The organism is Frankia sp. QA3 (assembly GCF_000262465.1).
Classification (GTDB): Bacteria; Actinomycetota; Actinomycetes; order Frankiales; family Frankiaceae; genus Frankia.
In genome coordinates this window covers 6,209,739-6,232,929 of record NZ_CM001489.1, presented here as the reverse complement: position 1 = coordinate 6,232,929, position 23,191 = coordinate 6,209,739, and the positions used below count along the sequence as shown (strand labels likewise).

Here is a 23,191-nt window from a genome sequence, read left to right as displayed (position 1 = left end):
AGCCGACCAGGTGCTCGGGCACGGTGCGCCGGCGGTAGGCCGTGGGCCGTGAGGCGGCCCCGGTCGACGAGCCCGTGGCCGACGAGCCGCGCAGCGCCCGCAGGCCCTCGGCGAAAGCGTGCGGATCCCCACCGCGGTCCGGGTGGTGCGCCCGGACGAACGCCCGGATCTCCGCCCGGCGTCGGGCCGCATCGGCGTCACACCGGGCCTCCGGAGGGGCGGAGTCCCTCACCTCCCGGGAGGTCATGGGGGCCACACCCATGGCTCCTCGCCGTCCCCCGCCTGCGCCAGCCGAGAATCTCCCGTGCCCCGGGCGGGCGGCCGCACAACCGGCGCCTGCCCCCCGACCGGGGCCCACCCTCCGACCGGGGTGCGCGCACCGGCTGAGGTTCGCGCACCGGCTGAGGTCTGCGCACCGGCTGAGGCCGGCCCGTCCGGAGGGTCGAGATCGCGGATGACCACGTCCACCCGGGGGCAGTCGGGCGCCACGCAGAGCACCGCGGCCCGGATCCGACCGGCGAGGTCGGACAGCGGCTCGCCGTAGCGGCAGTCGACCTGGACGAGGATCTGGTCAGCCCGCACCCGCACCCCCTCGACCCGGCGGCCAGGCAGGTACGTCGCCACCTCAGCCACCTCGAGCCCCTCCCGCGCCGCGTCCGCCCGAGCGTCCTCGGCCGCGTCCGCCACGGCAGAACCGGAAGCCGCCGAGGCCGCATCGGAAATCGCCGCCGCCTCGCCGGAAGAGGCTGGCGCATCGGGGCCGGCGCAGGGCGGCGCGCCGAGGCGGGCGGGGATGATCAGGGGCGCGAGCGTCGGGGCGGCGGCGAGCCGCGCGACCCCGGGGCAGGCGAGTACCGCTGCCGCCACCCGGTCGGGGTCCCAGCGGAACCAGGCGGACGCATCCCCCGTCCCGACCAGGCTCACTCGACCCGCCGAGTCTCTTCCTGGCCGTCGTCGCCTATGTAGACATCGTCGACCGCGATGTTGACCTCGGTCACCTCCAGACCGGTCATCCCCTCCACCGAGCCGACGACGTTGCGCCGGATCGACTGGGACAGGTCCACGATGGACACGCCGTAGTCGCAGATCACGTCGAGATCGATGGCGGCCTGCCGTTCGCCGACCTCGACCGCGACACCTTGCGAAACGCTCGCCGACGCGCCGGGGATGCGGGCCTTCATCGAGGCGACCGCCCGGGAGCCACCGCTGCCGAGGTTGTGCACGCCGGCGACCTCACGGGCCGCCACCCCAGCGATCTTGCGGACCACGGCGTCCGCGATCGACGTCCGGCCCCGGTCACTGAGGAGTTCGGTGGAGTTCTTCCGGTCCGGCACGGTGCTCCGGCGGGCGCCACCGGCGGTGCTCGCCGACGGTGAATCCGCCTGACCGGCGCCGGTCGTGGTCCCGGCACCGGTTGTCGTGGGCCCGGAGCTGGTGGTCGTGGTCATGGCGCTCCCTTTCGTGGTTACGGCGCCGCCCGGGTGGGCCGTGGTCGCGGGGCACCGCCCGGCGGCGGGCCACCGCCCGCTGCCGGGGTCGGGTCCGACCGGGTCGCCGCAGGTCGGCTGCGACGCGGCAGCGACGCAGGCGAAGGCCGGACATCATGGGGAGCCGGGAAAGGTGTGAAGGGCCAGGTCCAACCGGGCGGGGCAGCCCACCAAAGCACGTGTGGGCCCTCCCTGACGGGGTCACCCACGCCGCGAGCCGCCCGATTTCACCAGCCAGGCATCCCGTCCTCCCATGTACCCCGCGGGTGGACGGTCATACGCTCCGAACCCGCGGATAGGTTGGATCCGGCCGGTCGCACTGCCCGTACGGGTGGGGCCGCCCGCACGGGTGCGAGCCCGCTCGACCGGGGTGTCCCGCCCGGTGCGAGCGAGCCGTGCTCGTCCGAGTGGGCCAGCCTGCGCACGTGAGCTCGGGCTGCGCAGGTGAGCCCAGACCGCACGAGTGAGCCCAGACCGCACGAGTGAGCCCAGACCGCACGAGTGAACCCAGACCGCACGAGTGAACCTGAGTGAGTCCGAGCGAAGGAGCATCCGCTGCCTCGATCCCACCCGGGTCCGCGCCATGGCGCGGGAGCCGGCACCGCTGCCGTGACCGTCCGGGCCCCGGCCAAGGTCAACCTGCATCTCGGCGTCGGTCCGCTGCGGCCGGACGGCTATCACGATGTGATCACCGTGCTCCAGGCCGTCTCGCTGTTCGACGACCTCACCGCCACCACGCTCGACACGGCGACGCTCGACGGGCCGCCGACTACCGCCGACGAGGCGGACGACGACGGGGTAGTGGTCACCGTCGAGGTCTCCGGTGAGGGTGCCGACCCGACCGCGCAGGGCCCGGCCACAACCACCCCCGACGTGTCCATCGTCCCCACCGGCCGGGACAACATCGCCGTCCGCGCGGCGCACCTGGTCGCCGAGGCCGCGGGCATCACCTCGGAGCGGGTGCACCTGACCCTGACCAAGGGGATTCCGGTCGCCGCGGGCATGGCCGGCGGCAGCGCGGACGCGGCGGCAGCGCTCGTCGCCTTCGACGCGCTGTGGCAGGTCGGCCTCGACCGGGCCACCCTCGCCAGCCTCGCCGCCCGGCTCGGCAGCGACGTCCCGTTCCCGCTGACCGGCGGCACCGCCCTGGGCACCGGGCGCGGCGAGCAGCTCACCGACGTCCTGGCCACCGGCGAATACCACTGGGTGTTCGCCCTCGCCGACGGTGGCCTGTCCACCCCGGCCGTCTACGCCGAGTTCGACAAGCTGTCCGAGGGCCGGCTGCGCACCGGTCCCACCCCCGCCGACGACGTGCTGGCGGCGCTGCGCACCGGTGACCCCGTCCAGCTCGGGGCGGCGCTCGTCAACGACCTGCAGCCGGCGGCGCTGCGGCTGCGCCCGGCGCTGCGCCGGGTCCTGGAGACCGGCCGTGAGCTCGGCGCCGTCGGGGCCATCGTCAGCGGTTCCGGGCCGACCTGCGCCTTCCTCGCCACCGGGGCGACCGAGAGCGTCGAGCTGGCCGCGAGCCTGGCCGGAATGGGGGTCGCACGGGCCGTGCGCCGTGCCTCCGGGCCGGCGGCCGGTGCCCGGGTGGTGGAGGAGGGCCCGAATGGAGCAGACGGCTCGGGTGGCTCAGGCGGCACGGGTGGCCCGAGCGGTCCAGGCGGTGTGGCCGGCGGGGCCCGGTCGAGCGGTGGAGCGGACGGGCCGGGCGGCGGACCGTGAGCGCCGTCCTGGTCAGCCTGGAGAACGTCGACGCCGCCTTCGGTACCCGCGCCCTGCTTGATCGGGTGAGTCTGGGCATCAGCACCGGCGAGCGGATCGGCGTGGTCGGGCGCAACGGCGCCGGCAAGTCCACCCTGCTGCGAATCATCGCGGGCGAGGCGGAGCCGGATGCGGGCCGGGTCGTCCACGCGGGTTCGACCCGGGTGGGCTCGCTGGCCCAGGCGGACGTGCTGCCCGCCGACCGGACGGTCCGCGAGGTCGTGGTCGGCACCGGCGCGGAGCACGAATGGGCGGCGGACCCGCGCCGCCGCGGCGTGCTTGCCGGCCTCGGCCTGCTGGACCGCCTCGACGACGTCCTCGGCCCGATGTCCGGCGGCGAGCGCCGGCGGGTGGCACTGGCCCGGCTCCTGGTCCAGGATCTCGACCTGCTGATCCTCGACGAGCCGACGAACCACCTCGACGTCGAAGGGGTCGCCTGGCTCGCCCGCCACCTCGCCGCCTGGCGCGGCGGCCTGCTCGTGGCCACCCACGACCGCTGGTTCCTCGACGAGGTGTGCGGCCGGGTCTGGGAGGTCGTCGACGGGCGGGTCGACGCCTACGACGGTGGTTACTCCGCCTACGTCCTCGCCCGCGCCGAACGGACCAGGCGGGCGGATGCGACGGAGGCCCGCCGGCAGAACCTGCTGCGCAAGGAGCTTGCCTGGCTACGCCGCGGACCCCCCGCCCGGACCAGCAAGCCGCGGTTCCGCATCGACGCCGCCAACGACCTGATCGCCGATGAGCCGCCGCCCCGCGACACGATGGCGCTGCGCAGCTTCGCGGCATCCCGGCTCGGCAAGGACGTCTACGACGCGGAGAACCTCACCGTCCGGATCGGGGACCGCACCCTGTTCGACGGCATCACCTGGCTGCTCGGCCCGGGGGACCGGATCGGGCTGGTCGGCGTCAACGGCGCGGGCAAGACGACGCTGCTGCGGGCCCTGCTCGGCGACGTCGTCCCGGACGGTGGGCGGGTGAAGGTCGGGGCGAGCGTCCGCCCGGCGCTGCTGTCCCAGGAGGTCGCCGAGCTCCCGGCGTCGCTGCGCGCGCTGGAGGCCGTCGAGCAGGTCGGCCGGGTGCTGGAGGTCGAGCGCGGCCGGGAACGCAGCGCCGGACAGCTGCTGGAGCAGTTCGGCCTGCCGTCGTCGCGGCAGTGGACCCGGGTCGGCGACCTCTCCGGTGGCGAGCGACGCCGTCTGCAGCTCCTGCGCCTGCTCATGGCCCGCCCGAACGTGCTACTCCTGGACGAGCCGACGAACGATCTCGACACGGATACCCTCACCGCGTTGGAGGACCTGCTCGACTCCTGGCCCGGCACCCTGGTCGTGGTCAGCCACGACCGGTATTTCCTGGAGCGCACCTGCGACGTGACGATGGCTCTGCTCGGCGACGGCCACCTGCGGATGCTGCCCGGCGGCATCGAGGAGTACCTGGCCCGCCGCGCCGCCGCCGGCTCGGAGGCCGCCGCATCGGCCCCGCCGGCTCGGGCCACCACCGCCACAGGCGGGGCGGGTGGGGCGGGTGGGGCGGCGGTCCGGCCGGGCGGGACGGCGCCCGGCACCACCGCGTCCTCCACGGCAGCGACCGTCACCGGCGCGGCGACCCGGCCAGCCCTGTCCGGCAGCGAGCTGCGGGCCGCCCGCAAGGAGCTGACCCGGCTCGAACGCGCCCTCGACCGGCTGACCCGCCGGGAGCAGGAGCTCCACCACGCCCTCGCCGAGGCGGCGACCGACCACGAGCGCCTGCTGGCCCTGGACGCCGAGCTGCGCGCAGTCGTCGCCGACAAGGACAACACCGAGGAGGCCTGGCTCACGCTCGCCGCCGATCTGGAGGGCTGAGCGGCCACCCGCTACCGGCGCCACCGCCCGGGGCGGGGGCGATGATGCCGCCCGCCCGCCCGGGTCAGGCCGGTGCCGCTCGCCGCCCGCCCGGGTCAGGGCTGGCCGCTGACCCGGGGCAGGCGATGGACCCGGCCCGCGGTCAGGCGGTGACGCGCTTGGCGGCGAGACGGTCAGGGTCGGGCCAGTGGACGTCCCAGACCAGGTGCAGCGTCTCCATCAACGTGATGATGTAGAAGCTGGTGTCGATCTGCCAGGGGCGCACGCCGTGGCGGGCCGAGGTCGGCTCGGCGTGGTGCAGGTTGTGCCAGGACTCGCCCATCGACAGCAGCGCCAGCGGCCAGACGTTGGCCGAACGGTCCCGCGACCGGTACGGCCGGGAGCCGACCACGTGGCAGATGCTGTTCACCGACCAGGTGACGTGGTGCAGCGTGGCGACCCGGACGAGGCCCGCCCAGAAGAACGCCTGCGCGGCGGCCTCGAACGAGCCGCCCCAGAGGCCGCCGATGATCGCTGGCGCGGCGAGGCTGACGAAGGCGCAGCCGGCGAACGAACGGCTGACCTTCACGATGTCCGGGTCGTCGAGCAGGTCGGGGGCGAAGCGGCGCTGGTCGGTCTGCTCGACGTCGAACAGCCAGCCGACGTGGGCGTGGTAGAGGCCCTTCAGCATCGACCAGGTGCCGGGGCCGTAGCGCCACGGCGAGTGCGGATCGCCCTCGGCGTCACTGAAGGCGTGGTGGCGCCGATGGTCGGCCACCCAGCGGATCACCGGGCCCTCGATCGCCATGTTGCCCGCGACGGCGAGCGCGATACGCATCGGCCGAGACGTCTTGAAACCACGGTGGGTGAAGTAGCGGTGGAAACCGACCGTCACCCCGTGCCCGCTGATCCCGTAGAAGATCAGGGCAAGGATGACGTCGCGCCAGGAGATCCACCGACCCCACAGCGCGGGTATCGCGGCGACCACGGCAGCGAGCGGAACGATGATGGTCGCCACCATGATGATCTGCTCGGCCCGGGCCTTCGCCATCGACCTGGGCCTGGTGGCATTGCCCCGGCTGTTGGCGGGATCGGCACGGCCGACAGCCTGCCCCGCAGTCGTTTCCCGGTCGTCATTCGGCGCCCGATTGTCGCTCGGTGTCACCGTGTCGGTAGCGGTCATCGCCTCGTCCCGTCCATCGCGGCAGGTCCACTGCGCCGGCACTCCATCGGTCACGGTAGCCCGCCGATGTGACAACAGTCCCGATTGCCGGCGTCCACCACGCAAACGGGCCACACGTCACGCCGGTCCGGCCGCCCGGCCACCAGCACCGGCCGTCCACCGCCGGCCGTCCACCGCCGGCCGGAGCCCGCCCGAATGGTCTACGTCTCGTGGGGGTACCCGCCCCGCCCGATCTCCCCACCCGGACCACCCCGGCCGGCGGCCGGCGGGCCGGCGGCCGTATCCGGGACATCCCCGGACCGACCCCGCCAACACCCGGTGCCATCTCGGGCGACACGCCCCGCGGCGGCGCATCGCGGCGGCGGAAGGTGACCCGCCGATCGTCCCGTGTCACCAATGCACAGGACTGCGCCCTGCCGGCGGGGACCGCGACGCGACCCGACCCGCGGGGCAGTGGTCCGCGGCCCAACTTTTACCTTCCGAGCCACCCCACGATGGTAGAGTTGGCATGTTTTCCCGCGGTCCGCCGTAGTGTAATCGGCAGCACAGGAGATTTTGGTTCTCTTAGTCCACGTTCGAGTCGTGGCGGCGGAGCACTACTGGAGTACCACCAGTAATACCATCACAAAGAATCGCCGGGAAGTACCGCCGCGCCGGCCGGACCACTGCCGCCCGCTTTCATCCGCGATCAGCCGCGTGCTTCCCGGCTGATCGGCGCGATGTTCCCCGCCGATCAGCCGGAGTGTTCCCCGAGGATGGCGCCCGACGTGTTACCGCCGCCGTCACCTCCCCCGGGCCGAACCAGTACGCCACGGTAGTGTGGTCCCCGTCGCCCCATCGTCGTGCAGGCCGAAGATTCGGGAGATCGCGTGACATCACCACGTCCGGCGGCCGTCATCATCCTGGCAGCGGGCGAGGGTCGACGGATGCGCTCGACGACGCCGAAGGTGCTGCACCGCATCGCCGGGCGAACCCTGCTCGAGCACGTGCTGCACGCCGCCGGGACCCTGGCCGCGACCCGCACCGCCGTCGTCGTCGGCCACGGCCGGGAGCAGGTCGCGGCGATGCTGGCCGAGCAGGCCCCGGCGGTCGTCACCGCCGTGCAGGACCGCCAGCACGGCACCGGCCACGCCGTGCGGGTCGCCCTGGCCGCGCTCGACGGGCTGGACGGGCTGGACGGGCTCGCACCCGACGAAACGGTGGTCGTGCTGCCCGGCGACACCCCGCTGCTCACCGGGGAGACGCTGGCCGCCCTCACCGACCATCACCATGCCCAGGGCGCCGCGGCGACCGTGCTCACCGCCGTCCTCGACGACGCCACCGGCTACGGCCGGGTCGTGCGCGACGCCGCGGGCGGAGTCAGGGCGATCATCGAGCATCGCGACGCCGATGCCGCCACGGTCGCCATCCGGGAGATCAACACCGGGGTCTATGCCTTCCGCGCCGGCCCGCTGCAGGCGGCACTGGCCCGGCTGACCAGGGAGAACGCCCAGGGCGAGGAGTACCTGACCGACGTCGTCGGGCTGCTGGTCGGCGACGGCAGCCCGGTGGCGGCGCGGGTCGTCGCCGACCCGGTCGAGGCCGGCGGCGTCAACGACCGCGTCCAGCTCGCCGCCGCCGGCCGGGCGCTGCGCGACCGGATCGTCTCCGCCGCGATGCGCGCCGGAACCACCGTCGTGGATCCGCACACCACCTGGATCGACGCGGACGTCACCCTGGAGCCGGACACGACGATCGCCCCCCACACCTTCCTGCACGGGCGCACCCATGTGGCCCGTGGCGCCGCTGTCGGCCCCGAGTGCACCCTCACGGACACGGTCGTCGGGGCTGAGGCGAGCGTCGTGCGGACCACGGCCGACCGGGCCGAGATCGGTGCCGGCGCCACCGTCGGCCCCTACAGCCACCTGCGCCCCGGCACCCGACTCGGCCGCGAAGGCAAGATCGGGTCCTTCGTCGAGACAAAGTCCGCCGAGTTCGGCGACCACACGAAGGTCCCCCATCTGGCGTATGTCGGCGACGCGGTCGTCGGTGAGCGGAGCAACATCGGCTGCACGACCGTCTTCGTGAACTACGACGGGGTCGCGAAGCACCGCACGGTCATCGGCTCGGACGTCCGCATCGGCAGCGACACGATGCTCGTCGCCCCGGTCACCGTCGGGGACGGCGCCTACACGGGAGCCGGCTCCGTCATCCGGGAGGACGTGCCGCCAGGTGCGCTGGCCGTGCGCGAGGGGCGGCAGCGGATCATCGAGGGCTGGGTGGCGCGGCGCCGACCCGGCAGCCCCGCCGCGCGGGCTGCGGGTGCCGCGGGCGCTCCGCCGGTCCCCGGTGTCCCGGACGCGGCGGGGCCGGTCGACTCCGTCCGAGCAGACGCGCACGGGGCCGACGCGCATGGCCGGGGTGACTTGGCGCACACCCGCGGAGGCGAGGCCGGGATCGCTGGCGTTCCGGAAGCGGGAAGCAGAACGTAGAGACGTCGGCCCAACCTTCTGACCAGCGGGGGGATGCACACCGCCCCATTTACCCTGCCCCCTGCGGTAGGCCGGCGGGTCGTGCGGAGCAGCGCTCTACGCACGCAGGCACGCCGCCGGCGGCCCCGCGGCGGCAGCGGACGCGTGACAAGGCGCGTCGCGCTTACGGGCGCTGGACCGGGTATGCCCGAGACACGCCCGCCCACAACCCATCCCTGATCGCCCGCCGTCCGATCGCCCGCCCATCCGACGCCGCGACCGGCCAGCCGACGGCTCGCCCGCCGCAAGGCGCCGGTGCCCGACCCGGCCTCGGCGATCGGCGTCGGTGCGGCTCGCCGGAGCGGCACGTCGCGCACCCCAGCCTGATCATCCGTCACGTCCGAGGAGAACGCGGTGGCCTACCAGACCGAGAACCGGCGCAACCTGATGCTCTTCGCGGGACGCTCGCATCCCGGCCTCGCGGCGGAGGTGGCGGCCCAACTCGACGTCGAACCCGTGCCGACGAACGCCTACGAGTTCGCCAGCGGCGAGATCTTCGTCCGCTTCTCCGAATCGGTCCGCGGCTGCGACGCCTTCGTCCTGCAATGCCATTCGGCCCCGGTGAACACCTGGCTGATGGAACAACTGATCATGGTGGACGCCCTGAAGCGGGCGAGCGCCAAACGGATCACCGTGGTCGCGCCGTTCTACCCGTACGCCCGCCAGGACAAGAAGCACCGCGGCCGCGAACCGATCTCCGCCCGGCTCGTCGCCGACCTGTTCAAGACCGCCGGTGCACACCGGCTCATGTCGGTCGACCTGCACACCGCGCAGATCCAGGGCTTCTTCGACGGCCCGGTGGACCACCTGTTCGCACTGCCGCTGCTCGCCGACTACATCGAGAACAAGCTGGACACCTCGGAGGTCACCGTCGTCGCCCCCGACTCGGGCCGGGTGCGGGTGGCCGAGCGCTGGACCGACCGGCTGGGCTGCCCACTGGCCATCATCCACAAGCGGCGTGACCCGGACGTGCCCAACCAGGTGAAGATGTTCGACGTGGTCGGCGAGGTCCGCGGCCGCACCTGCGTCATCGTCGACGACATGATCGACACGGCCGGCACGATCACGAAGGCGGCGGAGTCGCTCAAGGAGCACGGCGCGGCCCACGTCATCGCGGCGGCGACGCACGGCGTGCTGTCCGGGCCGGCGGCCGACCGGCTGAAGAACTCGGAGATCAGCGAGGTTGTCCTCACCAACACCCTGCCGCTGCCCAGCGAAGCGCGCATCGACAAGATCACCGAACTGTCGATCGCCCCGCTGCTCGCCGCTGCGATCAAGGCGGTCTTCGAGGACGGCTCCGTGACCGGCCTGTTCGGCGGGGACGCCTGACGGCTGCGCCGCGCGTCCCGGGTGCGACCCGGGACGACGCCGGCCGGCGCGGCGCCGCGAGCCGCCGGCACGGGTCGCCTCCGTAGACTGCGCAGCCATGGCAGCGCAACAGCCGAAGGTCTCGCTGACCGGCATCAAGCCGACGGGCGAGCCGCATCTCGGGAACTACATCGGAGCGATCCGGCCCTCGCTGGAGCTCACCTCGACCTACGAGTCGATCTACTTCATCGCCGACTACCATGCCCTGACGTCGATCCGCGACCGCAGGGAGCTGGCGAGCTACACCCGGTCGGTGGCGGCCACCTGGATCACGCTCGGCCTCGACCCGGCGCGCACGATCTTCTACCGCCAGTCCGACGTTCCCGAGATCTTCGAGCTGTCCTGGGTGCTGTCCTGCGTCACCGGCAAGGGCCTGATGAACCGGGCGCACGCCTACAAGGCCGCCCGCGACCGCAACGCCGAGTCCGGCGTGGCGGATCTGGACGCCGGGATCAACATGGGTCTGTTCAACTACCCGATCCTGATGGCCGTCGACATTCTCATCATGAACACCGACGTCGTGCCCGTCGGGCAGGACCAGTCGCAGCACGTTGAATACGCCGCCGACATCGCCGGCTCGTTCAACCATCTCTTCGGCGACGTGTTCAGCCTGAAGATTCCGGAAGGGATCTACCCGGCCGGCATCTCGGCGCGGGCACTGCCCGGGACCGACGGCCGCAAGATGAGCAAGTCCTACAAGAACACGATTCCCCTGTTCGCCCCGGAGAAGCAGCTGCGGAAGCTCATCCGCGGCATCGTGAGCGACAGCACACCGGTGGAGCAGCCGAAGGACCCGGACGCCTCGGCGGCCTTCGCGCTGTATGAGAACTTCGCCACTCCCGAGGCGGTCAAGGAGATGCGGACCCGCCTGGAACAGGGCGGCACCGGCTGGGGCGAGCTGAAGAACGCCCTGTTCGAGACCGTCAACGCCTGGCTGTCGCCGCTGCGCGAGCAGTACGAGGCGCTCGTCGCCCCCGGCAGCGAGCTCGACGCGATCCTCGACGCCGGCGCCGAACAGGCCCGCGACCGCGCCCGCCCCGTCCTCGAAGGCGTCCGCCGCGCCGTCGGCATCTCCCCCCTCTGACCGCCCCCCTGCCGCTGTCAGGGTGTCCGACCGCTTGTCCAGAGGGATGAATCGGGCGTGGAACCCTCCGGATCAGCAGAAAGCCCGGCGCGGTCCCGACGGCGCGGCCTCGTCAGTCGAGCGGGCCGGGCTCGGCAGACGGGCCGGGCTCGGCGAGCGGGCCGGACTCGGCGGACGCGCGGGCGGCGGCGAGGCGGCAGAAGGCCTCGACGTCGAGGGTCTCGCCGCGGGCGCCGGGATCCACCCCGGCCGCCTCCGCCAGGGCCGACGCGGCCGCGCGCGAGCCGGCCCAGGGGGCCAGGGCCGTGCGCAGCGTCTTGCGGCGCTGGGCGAACGCGGCGTCGACGGCGGCGAACACCTCGGCGCGCAGTTCCGCCGGCCCCGGCGGGGTCCGGCGGGTGAAGGCGACCAGCCCGGAGTCGACGTTCGGCTGCGGCCAGAAGACCGGGCGGGGCACGCCGCCCGCCGGCCGGCTGTGCGCGTACCAGGCCAGCTTCACGCTGGGCGCGCCGTACACCCGGCTGCCGGGCGGCGCCGTCAGCCGGGCGGCGACCTCCGCCTGCACCATCACCAGGCCGCGGCGCAGCGACGGCAGCCGTTCGAGCACGCCCAGCAGCAGCGGCACCGCGATGTTGTAGGGCAGGTTCGCGGCGAGCACGTCCGGGGCGGGCACGCCCGCGGGCAGGTCGGCCGGTCCCAGCCGCAGCCCGTCGGCGAGCACCACGTGCAGCCGCGCCGCGGCCTCGGCGGGCAGCCGGGCGGCCACGGTCACCGGCAGGGCGGCGGCCAGCGGCGGGTCCACCTCGACGGCGACCACGGCACCGGCGGCGCCGAGCAGCCCCAGGGTCATCGAGCCGAGACCCGGGCCGATCTCCAGGACCGAGTCGCGCGGACCGACGTCGGCCAGGCGCACCAGGCGGCGCACGGTGTTCGCGTCGACGAGGAAGTTCTGCCCGCGGCGCTTCGTCGGGCGCAGGTCCAGCGCGTGCGCCAGCGCCCGCAGCTCGGCCGGCGCGAGCAGCGCGTCGGTGTCTACCAGGGCCCGAACACCCGCTCGGCGTTGGCGGCGATCGACGCACCGAGCTCGGCGACACCCACGCCGCGGGTCTCGGCGAGCACCCGCAGTGTCAACGGGATCAGGTAGGGGCCGCCGGGCCGGCCACGCCAGGGCGCCGGGGTGAGAAACGGCGCGTCGGTCTCGACGAGCAGCAGCTCGGCCGGGGCGACGGCGGCCGCCTCGCGCAGGTTCGCCGCGTTCTTGAAGGTCACGTTGCCGGCGAAGGACATCACGTAGCCGGCGTCGGCGCAGACCTTCGCCATCGCGGCGTCGCCGGAGAAGGCGTGGAAGATGACCGTCTGCGGCGCGCCCTCCTCGGCGAGGATGCGCAGCGTGTCCTCGTGCGCCTCCCGGTCGTGGATCATCAGGGCGCGGCCGGTCTCCTTGGCGATCGCGATGTGCCGCCGGAAGCTCTCCTGCTGGGCGGCGTGCGCCTCGGGCGGGGTGCGGAAGTAGTCCAGCCCGGTCTCGCCGACGGCCCGGACCTTGTCCCGGCGGGCAAGCTCGGCGACAGCGGCGAACGTCTCCTCGCTCACGCCGTGGGCCGCTTCGTTCGGGTGGATGGCCACGGCCGCGTAGAGCTCCGGATGGGCGTCGGCGACGTCGGCCTGCCACCGGCTCGTCGGCAGGTCCACCCCGACGGTCACCGCCCGGGTGACGCCGACGGCGACGGCGGCCGCGATCGCGGCGTCCACCTCGGTGTCCATGAGGTCGAGGTGGCAGTGGCTGTCGACGACGGCCACCGGCAGGGGATCGGGCGGCGGCGGTGGTTCACCTGTTCGGCCAGAGTTTCGCGCCACCTCACCCGTCCTTCCGCGTCCGGTGAAGTCTACGGCCGCGACCGGGCGCGCCGAGGAATGCGCCTATCCAGCATGGGACGCTTATCTCGTGAGCGACTGCGAGGATTCCTGCCGATGACGACGCCGTTGACCGTGGCCCTCGTCACCCCGCTGACCGGTCCGGACGCCGCCCAGGGCCTGGCCGGTCTGCGCGGCGTCACCCTGTGGGCGCGCGACGAGCGGCTCCCCGCTCCCTGGGACGAGGTGAGCCTGACCGCGTACGACGCCTACCCCGACCCGGCGGCCGCGATGCGCGCCGCCGTCGCCGCCCGCCCGGACGCCCTGCTCGGGCCCTACGGCCACCGGGCAGCCCTGGCGGCCTGCGCGGCGACGGACCGCGTGGTGTTCAACACCGGGGCGCCGTCGACCAGGTTCGTCCGGCAGGCGTTCCCCAACGTCGTCAACATCGCCGCGGCCACCTCGACCTGGCCGCGGGGGGTCCTGGCGGCGGTGCGGGCGGCGGATCGGCGGGCCCGCAAGGTCGTCCTGCTCGCCTCGGGCGACACCGCAGTCGAGATCACCTCGGTGGCCAGGGCCGCCGCCACGGCCCAGGCGTTCGAGGTCGCCTCGCACGTGTTCGCGCCGGGGAAGGCCACCCTCGCCGCGCCCCGGCTGCCCCCGGGCGACGTCCTCATCGTGCACGCGAGCCCCGACGACGAGCTGGCGGCGGCGAACATCCTGCTGCGCCGGCCGTGGCGGGCGGCGGCGTTCTCCACCGCCGTCAGCGCGCAGGCCACCGCCAGCCTCGGTGACCTGCGCGAGCGGCTGCTCGCCCCGGGCAGCTGGATGCCGGAAAGCACCCAGGCGACCGCCACCGGGCCGACCGCGCGCGAGTTCACCGCCGACTTCACCGCCCTGCACGGCGTCGCGCCGACGGAGACGGCCGCCTGGGCCTACGTCACCGGCCTGATCCTGGGCCGGGCGATCCGGTTCTGCGGGGGCGTGCAGGACGCCTCGGTGCTCGCCGCCGCCCGCGGCATCGACACGACGACGCTGCTCGGCCGGTTCCGGCTGGACGAGGCGACCGGGCTGCAGGTCGGCCACCAGATCCCGATCGTGCAGTGGCAGGACGGGGCGTCGCGCACGGTGTGGCCCCGGGAGGCCGCCCGGGCCACGTTCGCACATCCGCGCCTGATCACCAGCCGGCCGGCCCCGGCGCCCCCGACCGCCCGGCCGACCTCCACGTCCCCGTCCACGTAGGGGCCCCCGGACGGCAGCGGACCACCTGGACGCGAGCGGGCCGCCCGCCGGCAGAATCCGCCGCCGCCGCCTCCCGGTGTTGTCCGGGGCGGCGGGTTGCGGCGGGTGGGCCCACCCGGACCGGGTGAGCCGTGATTGGCTCGGGTCACGCGGTGGAACGACGGCCACGGTGGCGCCGCCCCGCCCACGAAGGGAGGGCTATGGCGGCGGCTCCGCTCGATCACGCACCGGCCGGCCCGTCGCGCCGCCGGGCCATCGCCATCGCCATGATCGGCACCCTGGCGATCGCATTCACGGCGGCCACCGCGCGGCTGTTCGTCTTCCCCCATCGGGACCCGCCGGCGCCGGTCGACGCGATCGTCATGTTCGCGGGCAGTCCCGGACGGCTCGAACGGGCGGTCGCCCTCGCCCGGGCCGGTTACGCCCCGGTCCTCGCCATCTCGACGCCGACCGCCACCGATCCGTGCCCCGACACCATCCCCGGTGTGGAGGTGATCTGCTTCGCGCCCAGCCCGCTGACGACCCAGGGCGAGTCCCGCTGGGTGGGTGCCGCGGCGGCCCGGCGCGGGTGGCACTCCCTCATCGTGATCACTTCGACGTCGCAGAGCACCCGGGCCCGGCTGCGGCTGGGCCGCTGCTACCCCGGCGAGGCCCGGATGATCGGCGTGGCTCCGCCCCGCCATCTGTGGCCGTACATGATCGCCTACGAGTGGGCGGCGATGGGCAAGGCCCTGCTGCTCCAGCGAAGCTGCTGAACCGCGCCCAGGGGGAGTTCAGGGCCCGGGTGGACCAGCGCCCGGCTCGGGGCCGCCGGACGGGGCGGGGCGGGCGGACGGAGCGGGGCGGGCGGGACGCGCAGCGACTTCGGCGGCGTAGACCTCGTTGCGGGAGACGCCGTGATCGGCGGCGACCGCCCGACGTGCCTCCTTGGGCGTCATCCCGGACGCCGTGCGGCGGGCGACGTCGGCGGCCAGCACCCGGGCGTCCACCGTGTCGCCGCCCGCGGCACCGGAAACGGCACCCGCGTCGGCGGGTGGGGGGGCGTGCGACATCAGGGGCGGCGGCATCGCGGGCGGCGGCATCGCGGGCGGCGGGGCCGAAGTCGACCGTGACCGGCCGGCGCCCGGCGCCGCCGGCGACCACCAGGGTGAACTCCCCGCGGATCACCCGGCCGTCGGTGGCCCAGGCGAGCAGGGCCGCGAGGTCGCCGCGGACGATCTCCTCGAAGGTCTTGGTCAGCTCCCGGCACAGCACCGCGGCGCGGTCGGCGCCGAAGGCGGCGATCAGGTCGCCAAGGCCCGCCGCGAGCCGGTGCGGGGACTCGAGGAACACCATCGTGCGGGTCTCGCCGCCGAGTTCGCGCAGCCGGGCGCGCCGGTCGGCGCCCTTGCGCGGCAGGAAGCCATCGAAGGTCCAACGGTCGGTGGGCAGGCCACTGACGGCCAGTGCGGCGGTCACCGCGGACGGGCCGGGCACCACGGTGACGGCCATGCCGGCGGCGGCGGCCGCGGCGACCACGCGGAAACCGGGGTCGGACACCGCCGGCATCCCGGCGTCGGTGACCAGGGCGACCGTGGCCCCCTGGCGCAGGTAGTCGGTCAGGAGCGCGGCGCGGGCGCCCTCCACCGCGTCGTAGCAGGACACGATCCGTCCCGAGATGGTGACGCCGAGCGCGTGCGCCAGCCGGAGCACCCGTCGGGTGTCCTCGGCCGCGACCACATCCGCCGAGGCGAGGATCTCACCGAGGCGTGGGCTCGCGTCCCGGACATCACCGATCGGAGCGCCGCACAGCACCAGGGTCCCGGACACCTGCCCAGTCTGTCAGGAGTCAGGACCTACCCTGATCGGTGTGACGGCGACGACGGCCCACGTGCCCTTGAGTGCGAGTGGAGGGGGCGACACGCCGCGGGTGACCGGTCCGGACCCGCTCGGACCGCAGCGGTCACGGTCCCAGGCCCTGCGCGAGCGGCTGTGCCCGCCGATGCCGGGCTCGCCGCTGGCCGGCTGGCTGGCGACCCTGTCGGTCGCTGTCGTGGCCGGGCTGCTGCGCTTCTGGAACCTCACCCAGCCGCGCGGGGTGTACTTCGACGAGGTCTACTACACCAAGGACGCCTGGGGCCTGCTCACCGCCGGCTACGAGATCAACTCGACGACCTGTTCCGGCCCGGCGTACGTCGTTCATCCGCCGTTCGGAAAGTGGCTGATGGCCGCCTCCGAGGGCCTGTTCGGGTACACGAACTGTGCGGGCGCTCCGCACGGCGACCCCGAGCTCGGCTGGCGGTTCTCCTCGGCGTTGTTCGGCACGCTGGCCGTGCTAGTCCTCGCCCGCGCCGCCCGGCGGATGTTCCGCTCGACCCTGCTGGGCTGCTTCGCCGGCCTGCTGCTCGCCCTGGACGGCCTGGAGTTCGTGCAGAGCCGGATCGGGATCCTCGACATCTTCCTGATGACCGGCATCGTCGTGGCGCTGGCATGCCTGCTGCTGGACCGCGACGACGGGCGGGCCCGGCTCGCCGACCGCCTCACCGCTGCCCTGGCCCCGCGTCCCGGTCCCGCACCCCCGCCAGGCGGCGGCTCGTTGGGCGCGAACGCGGACGGCGCGCACAGCGCGGACGCGGACGCGGCGGTGGCCGCGGCGGGCCGGGAGGATCGGCTGCGCGAGCTGTACGGGCCACGGCTGGGGTTGCGCAAGTGGCGGCTGGCCTGCGGGGGGGCGCTCGGCCTGTCGATGGGCGTGAAGTGGAGCGCGCTGTACACGATCATCGGCTTCGCGGCGCTCGCGATCGCCTGGGACATCGGCGCCCGGCGCACCGGCGGCGCGCGGCAGCCCGTGCTGGGCGCGCTGCGACGGGACCTGCCCGCCTGGGCCGCGGCGTTCGTCGTCGTCCCGATCGTGACGTTCCTGGCCACCTGGACGGGCTGGTTCATCACCGACGGCGGCTACTACCGGCACTTCTACGGCGACGGGTTCGGCGCGGCGGTGCACGGCTGGTGGAAGTACCAGATGGCGGTGCTGAAGTTCCACGAGGGCCTCGACCAGGGGCACGCCTTCGCCTCGCACCCGATGAGCTGGCTGGTGATGGCTCGGCCGGTGGCGTATTACTACTCGTCGCCCGCCTACGGGACATCCGGCTGCCACGATCCGGCCGGCTGCTCGCGGGAGGTGCTGGCGCTGGGCAACCCGGCGGTGTGGTGGGTGGGCACCGCCGGCCTGCTGGGGATGCTCGCCTGGTGGGTGGCGCGGCGGGACTGGCGGGCCGCCCTGGTGCTGGTCGGCTTCGGCTCGGCCTTCCTGCCGTGGCTGCTGTTCCCGAACCGCACGATGTTCTTCTTCTACGCGCTGCCGTGCCTGCCGTTCCTCGTCCTCGGGATCACGGCGCTGGCGGGGCTCGCGCTCGGCCCGCGGGAGGCCTCCGACGCCCGCCGGCTGACCGGCGCGCTGACGGTCGGGGTCTACACGATCGTCGTCGTCCTGCTGTTCGCGTACTTCTACCCGATCCTGGCCGCGCAGGTGATCCCCTACTCCTCGTGGCGGGCGAGGATGTGGTTCCCCGGCTGGATCTGAGCCGGGGAACCACAGGCGGCGCGCCGACCCAGCGATGTGGGCTCAGTGTGAGCTCTCTCACGCGGTCCACCACGATCCTCCGCACGACCACCGAAAGCGATGCCATCATCACAAGCGGACACTCCTGTCCGGATCGGCACGCAGGTACGGGGGCCATCGCAGTTGACTGATCACTCAGAGTCGGAGCAACGCACCGCTAGCAGCTTCACCGGTGGGGATGACAGGGGGGGTCACGTACGGCGTGAGATCCCGATCGGGGATGGTGGGGCGGTCATGCCCCGAGTCCGTACGGCAGGCAGCGCCCGTGCGGGTCTCCCTCCGACCTCCAACCACCGGAGCCGGGTGTCGGGCGGACCGAGACTGGGAGGAACCACCATGGCCGATGTGTCGGTGCGCTTCGCAATGACCGATGACAGCGAGATCGTGCTGAACCTGTCCCTCACGCAGGCGATCCGGCTCACCGAGGCGATCGCGTCGAAGGTCAGCCAGGCGATGACCGAGCAGCCGCGCGCCGGCATGAACGGCAACGCCTACGGCCCGGGCGGAGTGCGCCCCGGGCCGTACTCGACGTCCTGACCCGGACGTCGCGACGGCGGCGGCCGGACGTCCCCGCCCGGCCTCGCCCGCCAACCGTCCGCGCCCCCAACCATCAGCGCCCGCCAACCATCAGCGCCCGCCAACGCCCGTCAGCGGGGTTCGGGCGCGCCCCCGGTGAGCTGCGCGATCAACGCCCGCAGCAGGTCGAGGTCCCGCCGGCGCAGCTCGGCCGCGGAGGCGGGGTCCGGCCGGGCCGGGGTCAGCGCCGCCCGCACCCGGCGCAGCTTGTCGCGCAGCGACTCCACGACCGCGGGCGGGACCAGGCCCTCGCGCAGCACCAGCACGACGTGCCCGCCGTGCTGCACCACGTCCACCGGCTCGGCCATCGGCAGGGTGACGACCCGCACGCCGACGGGGGCCTCCTGGTCGTAGACGAGGCAGAGCTGGTCCTCGGCCAGCACCTCGGCGCTGCCGTCGTCCCAGAGGACCGTCGCCCGCGCGGTGACCGGCGCCGCGCTGCGGGTCGACTCGACCCGCACCGGCCCGGGCTGCTCGGCCGGCTCGCGGCGCCCGGCCGCGTGCACGGCCAGCACGGTTCCGCGCCGCGACCAGATCCCGCCGCCCAGATCGTCGACCGGGAAAACCCGGTCACCCCGAGCGAACATCACCAGCGCGGCACGACCGTCCTCGGCGGTCGGAGGGTGGGCGGCCATGGCGTGATCGTAGGTGGCGGCCTCGAACGCCCAAGCGGCGAGACCCCCACCGGGGTGCGAACGCCGCCGCCGCCGCCGCCCGCGGCCACCACGGACCGCCGGCGACGGCGACGGTTCCAGCGGCCCGGTGACCTCCACTGACGCGGCGTGGACCCGATGCCGACGCATCGCCGACATCGCGAATTCACACGGCGGGTCGGGCCCTTTTCGCGGCTTGTCGACAGTCGTGGGCGCGGACCGCCGCGGCGGGTTACCTTCGCCTGGTTGCCATCGATCGGGTGGCGACCGGCGGCGGCCGGGAGGACGCGAGCGGCTCCCGGCGGGTCGTGATCGCGCGGTGGCGTCCTCCCTGACCCGTCCCCCGCAGAATCCCTGGCCGGACCCTCGGCCAATCACGCCTCGCGGAGCCTACGAATGCCCGATACCGACTACCCGCCCATCGAGGAGCACGCGGTCATCGGCGACCTGCGTACCGTGGCCCTGGTTGCCACGGATGGCACGATCGACTGGTACTGCCCGCAACGCTTCGATGCGCCGTCGGTCTTCGCGAGCCTGCTCGACGCCGACCGTGGCGGATCGTTTCGCATCCACTGTCCGGACTCGCGGGCGAAGCAGCTTTACCTGCCCGACTCGAACGTCCTGATGACCCGCTTCCTCACCCCGCGGGCGGTCGGCGAGGTCGTCGACTTCATGGTCCCGGTGGACAGCGACGTCGCGGAGACGCCGCACGTCGTCGTCCGCCAGGCCCGGGCCGTGCGCGGGACGGCGACGTTCCGGCTGCGCTGCGACCCGCGGTTCGACTACGGGCGGGCCGCGCACACGGTGACGCTGGTCCCCGGCTCGGGGGCGGTGTTCGAATCGGTGAAGGGCACCCTGGTGCTGCGCACCGCGCTGCCGCTGCGGGTCGACGGCACCGCCGTGTACGCCGAGTTCGACCTGGCCATGGGCGAGACCGCCGACCTCGTGCTCGAATGGAACTCGACGATCCGTCCGCTGATCACCGGCGAGGCGGACACGCTGTTCACCCGGACGCTGAACTACTGGCAGGCGTGGCTACGGCGGAGTCGTTACCACGGCCGCTGGCGGGAGATGGTCCTACGCAGCGCGCTCGTGCTGAAGCTGCTGGTCTACCGGCCCACCGGCGCGCTGGTGGCGGCGCCGACCACCTCGCTGCCGGAGGAACTCGGCGGCGTGCGCAACTGGGACTACCGCTACACCTGGATCCGGGACGCGGCGTTCACCACCTACGCGTTGATGGCGCTGGGCTTCACCGACGAGGCCGCCGCGTTCATGGACTGGCTTGAGCAGCGCTGCCACGAGGCGCCGAAGGACTCCGGGCTGTACGTGCTGTACAGCGTCGACGGCAACGCCCACCTGGACGAAATAGTCCTGGACCATCTGGCCGGCTACCGCGGCTCGAAGCCGGTGCGCATCGGCAACGCCGCCGCCGAGCAGCTCCAGCTCGACATCTACGGCGAGCTGATGGACTCGGTCTACCTGTACAACAAGAAGGTCCCGATCTCCTTCCAGCTCTGGGAGGCCCTCGGCCGCCAGCTCGACTGGCTGGCCAAGCACTGGGACACCCCGGACGAGGGGATCTGGGAGACCCGCGGCGGGCGCCAGCGCTTCACCTACTCGGCGCTGATGACCTGGGTGGCCTTCGAGCGGGCCTGCCGCATCTCGCGCCAGCGGGGCCTGCCCGGCCCGACGAACGACTGGAAGGACTACGCCGGTCAGGCCTACCGGTTCGTCCAGAACGAGGCGTGGAACCCGGCCCGCGGTGCCTACATGGAGTTCCCCGGCTCACCGCGGCTGGACGCGTCCCTGCTGTGCATGCCGCTGGTGAAGTTCTCCGGGCCCACCGACCCGCGGTTCCTCTCGACGCTGGACCGGTTCGGCGAGGACCTCGTGAGCGACAGCCTGGTGCGTCGCTACGCCGCCGACGGCAGCGACGGGCTGACCGGTGACGAGGGCACGTTCAACCTGTGCTCGTTCTGGTACGTGGAGGCGCTGACGCGGGCCGGCCGGGTCAGCGAGGCCCGGATGGTCTTCGAGAAGATGCTCACCTACGCCAACCACGTGGGCCTCTACGCCGAGGAGATCGGCTCCTCCGGCGAGGCGCTCGGCAACTTCCCGCAGGCCTTCACCCATCTCGCGCTGATCAGCGCGGCGATCAACCTCGACCGCGCCCTGGCGTAGCCGCCGCCCCACGGACGACCCGGCGGGCGGGCGGCGCGCCCCGCGGCGCGCACCCGCCTGTCGGGACCCGGACATCGCCGGTTGCGGAGACGGTAAGGCGGTATCGGCCGGCCCGCGGGCACGGCAGGATAGGACCCGTACCGGACGGGCCGCACGCAGCGGCGAGGATGTGCCATGAGGCCGCCGGCGGCGCAGACCGGCTCGGCGCGTGGTGTGGGGACGAGGGGCGAGGTCATGGCGGGACTGGACCATTTCCGGGTGGTCGTGGAGTCCGGGCACCCGGATCGGACCGGGGTGGTCGTCCGGCTGCCCGGCGCGCTCATCGTCGCCCGTGCCGGCCGGCCCGAGACCGCCGAGATCACCAGCAGGTTGCTCGGGCTGTGCGCCGAGGTGGCCGCGGAGGTGGGCACCACCGCGTCGACCATGGGTCGCCGGCTCGTGCGCCGGGTCGCCGGGGTCCTCGCCGATGCCGACCCGGACCGGGTGCCCGACTTCAGCCTGCTGACCACCGTCAACGACCGCGTCGCGGCGCTCGTCCACGGGGCGATGGACGTCGTGGCGTCCGGCGCGTCCGGGGTGACGCTGTCCGGCGTGGACTCGGCCACCTGGGTCGACCGCCTCCTGCCGACGGAGATCGCCCGGATCGACGTCGGGCCGACCGGCATCGTCGGCCCGACCGGCTTCCCCAGCGGCCTCGGCGACCTCGGCTTCCCCCTCGACCTGCGGATCGGCGCGGTGCCCGGGATCGGGGTGAGCCTGCTGCTCAGCGACGCGCCCGCGCTGCCCGCCCCCAAGGCGTCGGCCGAGCAGCTGCTCGCCGGCTTCGATCCGCTGCGCGACCCGATGACCGGCGCCGCGGCGATCCCCACGCCGGGCGCGCGCGCCCCCGACCCGATGTCGACCACCCCGCCGGCGCTGGCCCCGCTGCTCAGCGAGGAGGAGGAGGCCCACCGTCGCCGGGCGGCGGCGGAGCCCACGCAGGCCGCCGACCTCGATGAGCTGGACGAGCTGGACGAGGACCCGCCGACCGAACTCGCCGGGCGCGAGGCGCTCGGGCATGCCGCGGTCGACTCGGGACCGGGCGGCCACATCGGCCAGCTCGGCGGGCACGCCGAGCCCCTGACGGACGGCCTCGGCGACGACCTCACCGACGACGAGCACGACGCCCTGACCCAGCTTCCCGGGCAGACCTTCACCGTCTCCGACCTCATCGAGGACGACGACGCCCCGACGATGCTGCCCAGCAACTCCGAGCCCCAGGTCGAGGGGGTGCTGTGCGCGAACGGGCACTTCAACCACCCGCAGGCGCCGTACTGTGCCGAGTGCGGCCTGTCGCTGGCCCAGCAGGGCACCCGCACGGTGTGGGGCCCGCGGCCGACGGTCGGGGTTCTCGTGTTCGACGACGGTCAGACGATGAACGTCGACATGGACCTCGTCATCGGCCGCCAGCCCGACCGGGACGACGCGGTCCGGGCCGGTAAGGCGCGGGCGCTGCCGGTCGAGGACGGCGAGAGCGCCGTCTCCCGGGTGCACGCCGTGATCACCCTGACCGGCTGGGACGCCGTGATCACCGATCAGGGCTCGGCCAACGGCACCTACATCGCGCCGCCCGAGGCGACCGTGTGGACCCCACTCAACCCGCACCAGCCCGCCCCGCTGGTGCCCGGGACCCGCGTCCAGGTCGGCAAGCGGACCTTCGTCTTCAACTCCCACCTGCACGTCTGACCCGCCCCGTCCACCGCCCCTGCTTATCCAGAGGGACGAAACGGACACAGAGGCCTCCGGATCAGCAGGGAGGTCCCGGGCGGCGAGCGGGTGGCGCGGGGCACGATCGGGGGGCGGTCCCCGCGGCCGAAACGGCGAGGCCCGCG

18 protein-coding genes and 1 pseudogene are annotated in these 23,191 nt (G+C 73.8%); 11 read left to right on the top strand and 8 right to left on the bottom strand.

Translation table 11 applies throughout. The features are described from left to right. Positions 1-243: 243 nt before the first annotated feature. Complete coding sequence (locus tag FRAQA3DRAFT_RS25540; RefSeq protein ID WP_009741939.1) at positions 244-924, bottom strand: hypothetical protein; 681 nt, start codon at positions 922-924, stop codon at positions 244-246. Beyond that, positions 921-1,448, bottom strand: coding sequence for an Asp23/Gls24 family envelope stress response protein (locus tag FRAQA3DRAFT_RS25535; protein ID WP_009741938.1), 528 nt, complete (start codon positions 1,446-1,448; stop codon positions 921-923). Before FRAQA3DRAFT_RS25535 ends, FRAQA3DRAFT_RS25540 begins: the two co-directional genes overlap by 4 nt. Before the next feature lie 648 nt (positions 1,449-2,096). Here FRAQA3DRAFT_RS25535 and FRAQA3DRAFT_RS25530 point away from each other — a divergent pair. Then, positions 2,097-3,212, top strand: a complete 1,116-nt coding sequence (locus FRAQA3DRAFT_RS25530) for a 4-(cytidine 5'-diphospho)-2-C-methyl-D-erythritol kinase (RefSeq protein WP_232291766.1) — start codon at positions 2,097-2,099, stop codon at positions 3,210-3,212. Beyond that, positions 3,209-5,089 carry an ABC-F family ATP-binding cassette domain-containing protein gene (locus tag FRAQA3DRAFT_RS25525; protein WP_009741936.1) on the top strand — a complete coding sequence of 627 codons (1,881 nt, stop codon included), beginning with the start codon at positions 3,209-3,211 and terminating at the stop codon, positions 5,087-5,089. Before FRAQA3DRAFT_RS25530 ends, FRAQA3DRAFT_RS25525 begins: the two co-directional genes overlap by 4 nt. Positions 5,090-5,231: 142 nt before the next feature. Here the strand turns inward: FRAQA3DRAFT_RS25525 and FRAQA3DRAFT_RS25520 are convergent, their stop codons facing one another. Then, positions 5,232-6,119, bottom strand: a complete 888-nt coding sequence (locus FRAQA3DRAFT_RS25520) for an acyl-CoA desaturase (RefSeq protein WP_009741935.1) — start codon at positions 6,117-6,119, stop codon at positions 5,232-5,234. 1,001 nt (positions 6,120-7,120) lie between these two features. On the opposite strand from FRAQA3DRAFT_RS25520, the gene glmU reads away from it, so the two are divergent. From glmU to FRAQA3DRAFT_RS25500, 3 genes are all read left to right on the top strand, one after another. Further along, the gene (gene glmU, locus FRAQA3DRAFT_RS25510) at positions 7,121-8,722 is read left to right on the top strand and encodes a bifunctional UDP-N-acetylglucosamine diphosphorylase/glucosamine-1-phosphate N-acetyltransferase GlmU (protein ID WP_083873679.1); all 1,602 of its coding nucleotides are present in this window, start codon (positions 7,121-7,123) and stop codon (positions 8,720-8,722) included. Positions 8,723-9,115: 393 nt separating this feature from the next. Further along, positions 9,116-10,090, top strand: coding sequence for a ribose-phosphate diphosphokinase (locus FRAQA3DRAFT_RS25505; protein WP_009741933.1), 975 nt, complete (start codon positions 9,116-9,118; stop codon positions 10,088-10,090). Positions 10,091-10,187: 97 nt separating this feature from the next. Then, complete coding sequence (locus tag FRAQA3DRAFT_RS25500; RefSeq protein WP_009741932.1) at positions 10,188-11,213, top strand: tryptophan--tRNA ligase; 1,026 nt, start codon at positions 10,188-10,190, stop codon at positions 11,211-11,213. A gap of 112 nt (positions 11,214-11,325) precedes the next feature. Here the strand turns inward: FRAQA3DRAFT_RS25500 and rsmA are convergent, their stop codons facing one another. Continuing rightward, positions 11,326-12,138, bottom strand: a complete 813-nt coding sequence (gene rsmA, locus FRAQA3DRAFT_RS25495) for a 16S rRNA (adenine(1518)-N(6)/adenine(1519)-N(6))-dimethyltransferase RsmA (RefSeq protein ID WP_009741931.1) — start codon at positions 12,136-12,138, stop codon at positions 11,326-11,328. A gap of 107 nt (positions 12,139-12,245) precedes the next feature. After that, positions 12,246-13,070, bottom strand: coding sequence for a TatD family hydrolase (locus FRAQA3DRAFT_RS25490; protein ID WP_009741930.1), 825 nt, complete (start codon positions 13,068-13,070; stop codon positions 12,246-12,248). A 114-nt stretch (positions 13,071-13,184) separates the two neighbouring features. On the opposite strand from FRAQA3DRAFT_RS25490, the gene FRAQA3DRAFT_RS25485 reads away from it, so the two are divergent. Together FRAQA3DRAFT_RS25485 and FRAQA3DRAFT_RS25480 are read left to right on the top strand one after the other, a co-directional pair. Beyond that, the gene (locus tag FRAQA3DRAFT_RS25485) at positions 13,185-14,309 is read left to right on the top strand and encodes an ABC transporter substrate-binding protein (protein ID WP_009741929.1); all 1,125 of its coding nucleotides are present in this window, start codon (positions 13,185-13,187) and stop codon (positions 14,307-14,309) included. Between the two features lie 200 nt (positions 14,310-14,509). Further along, positions 14,510-15,064 carry a YdcF family protein gene (locus tag FRAQA3DRAFT_RS25480; RefSeq protein ID WP_009741928.1) on the top strand — a complete coding sequence of 185 codons (555 nt, stop codon included), beginning with the start codon at positions 14,510-14,512 and terminating at the stop codon, positions 15,062-15,064. 18 nt (positions 15,065-15,082) lie between these two features. On the opposite strand, the gene FRAQA3DRAFT_RS37705 is transcribed toward FRAQA3DRAFT_RS25480, so the two are convergent. Both FRAQA3DRAFT_RS37705 and FRAQA3DRAFT_RS37700 read right to left on the bottom strand, forming a co-directional pair. Next, complete coding sequence (locus FRAQA3DRAFT_RS37705; protein ID WP_232292193.1) at positions 15,083-15,361, bottom strand: hypothetical protein; 279 nt, start codon at positions 15,359-15,361, stop codon at positions 15,083-15,085. A 133-nt stretch (positions 15,362-15,494) separates the two neighbouring features. After that, positions 15,495-16,103: pseudogene (locus FRAQA3DRAFT_RS37700) on the bottom strand (16S rRNA (cytidine(1402)-2'-O)-methyltransferase); the annotation flags it as partial. A 115-nt stretch (positions 16,104-16,218) separates the two neighbouring features. Here FRAQA3DRAFT_RS37700 and FRAQA3DRAFT_RS25470 point away from each other — a divergent pair. After that, positions 16,219-17,871: a dolichyl-phosphate-mannose--protein mannosyltransferase gene (locus FRAQA3DRAFT_RS25470; protein ID WP_369809378.1), complete on the top strand. Its 1,653-nt coding sequence runs from the start codon at positions 16,219-16,221 to the stop codon at positions 17,869-17,871. Positions 17,872-18,246: 375 nt separating this feature from the next. Continuing rightward, the gene (locus tag FRAQA3DRAFT_RS25465; RefSeq protein WP_009741926.1) at positions 18,247-18,447 is read left to right on the top strand and encodes a hypothetical protein; all 201 of its coding nucleotides are present in this window, start codon (positions 18,247-18,249) and stop codon (positions 18,445-18,447) included. Positions 18,448-18,557: 110 nt separating this feature from the next. On the opposite strand, the gene FRAQA3DRAFT_RS25460 is transcribed toward FRAQA3DRAFT_RS25465, so the two are convergent. Beyond that, the gene (locus FRAQA3DRAFT_RS25460) at positions 18,558-19,121 is read right to left on the bottom strand and encodes a hypothetical protein (RefSeq protein WP_035923504.1); all 564 of its coding nucleotides are present in this window, start codon (positions 19,119-19,121) and stop codon (positions 18,558-18,560) included. 414 nt (positions 19,122-19,535) lie between these two features. Between FRAQA3DRAFT_RS25460 and FRAQA3DRAFT_RS25455 the strand changes: the two genes are divergently transcribed. Both FRAQA3DRAFT_RS25455 and FRAQA3DRAFT_RS25450 read left to right on the top strand, forming a co-directional pair. Beyond that, positions 19,536-21,320 (top strand): glycoside hydrolase family 15 protein, encoded by a 1,785-nt coding sequence (locus FRAQA3DRAFT_RS25455; protein ID WP_009741924.1) that lies wholly within the window; start codon positions 19,536-19,538, stop codon positions 21,318-21,320. 234 nt (positions 21,321-21,554) lie between these two features. Further along, the gene (locus FRAQA3DRAFT_RS25450) at positions 21,555-23,045 is read left to right on the top strand and encodes an FHA domain-containing protein (RefSeq protein ID WP_035921493.1); all 1,491 of its coding nucleotides are present in this window, start codon (positions 21,555-21,557) and stop codon (positions 23,043-23,045) included. The last annotated feature ends 146 nt before the right edge of the window (positions 23,046-23,191 follow it).

Bases quoted from the DNA above. Each gene is read 5' to 3' on its own strand.
- FRAQA3DRAFT_RS25520 (WP_009741935.1), bottom strand. From the start codon at position 6,119: ATGGCGAAGGCCCGGGCCGAGCAGATCATCATGGTGGCGACCATCATC.
- FRAQA3DRAFT_RS25450 (WP_035921493.1), top strand. From the start codon at position 21,555: ATGGCGGGACTGGACCATTTCCGGGTGGTCGTGGAGTCCGGGCACCCG.
- FRAQA3DRAFT_RS25500 (WP_009741932.1), top strand. From the start codon at position 10,188: ATGGCAGCGCAACAGCCGAAGGTCTCGCTGACCGGCATCAAGCCGACG.
- FRAQA3DRAFT_RS25535 (WP_009741938.1), bottom strand. From the start codon at position 1,448: ATGACCACGACCACCAGCTCCGGGCCCACGACAACCGGTGCCGGGACC.
- FRAQA3DRAFT_RS25465 (WP_009741926.1), top strand. From the start codon at position 18,247: ATGGCCGATGTGTCGGTGCGCTTCGCAATGACCGATGACAGCGAGATC.
- FRAQA3DRAFT_RS37705 (WP_232292193.1), bottom strand. From the start codon at position 15,361: ATGTCGCACGCCCCCCCACCCGCCGACGCGGGTGCCGTTTCCGGTGCC.
- FRAQA3DRAFT_RS25455 (WP_009741924.1), top strand. From the start codon at position 19,536: ATGCCCGATACCGACTACCCGCCCATCGAGGAGCACGCGGTCATCGGC.
- FRAQA3DRAFT_RS25485 (WP_009741929.1), top strand. From the start codon at position 13,185: ATGACGACGCCGTTGACCGTGGCCCTCGTCACCCCGCTGACCGGTCCG.
- FRAQA3DRAFT_RS25480 (WP_009741928.1), top strand. From the start codon at position 14,510: ATGGCGGCGGCTCCGCTCGATCACGCACCGGCCGGCCCGTCGCGCCGC.
- FRAQA3DRAFT_RS25460 (WP_035923504.1), bottom strand. From the start codon at position 19,121: ATGGCCGCCCACCCTCCGACCGCCGAGGACGGTCGTGCCGCGCTGGTG.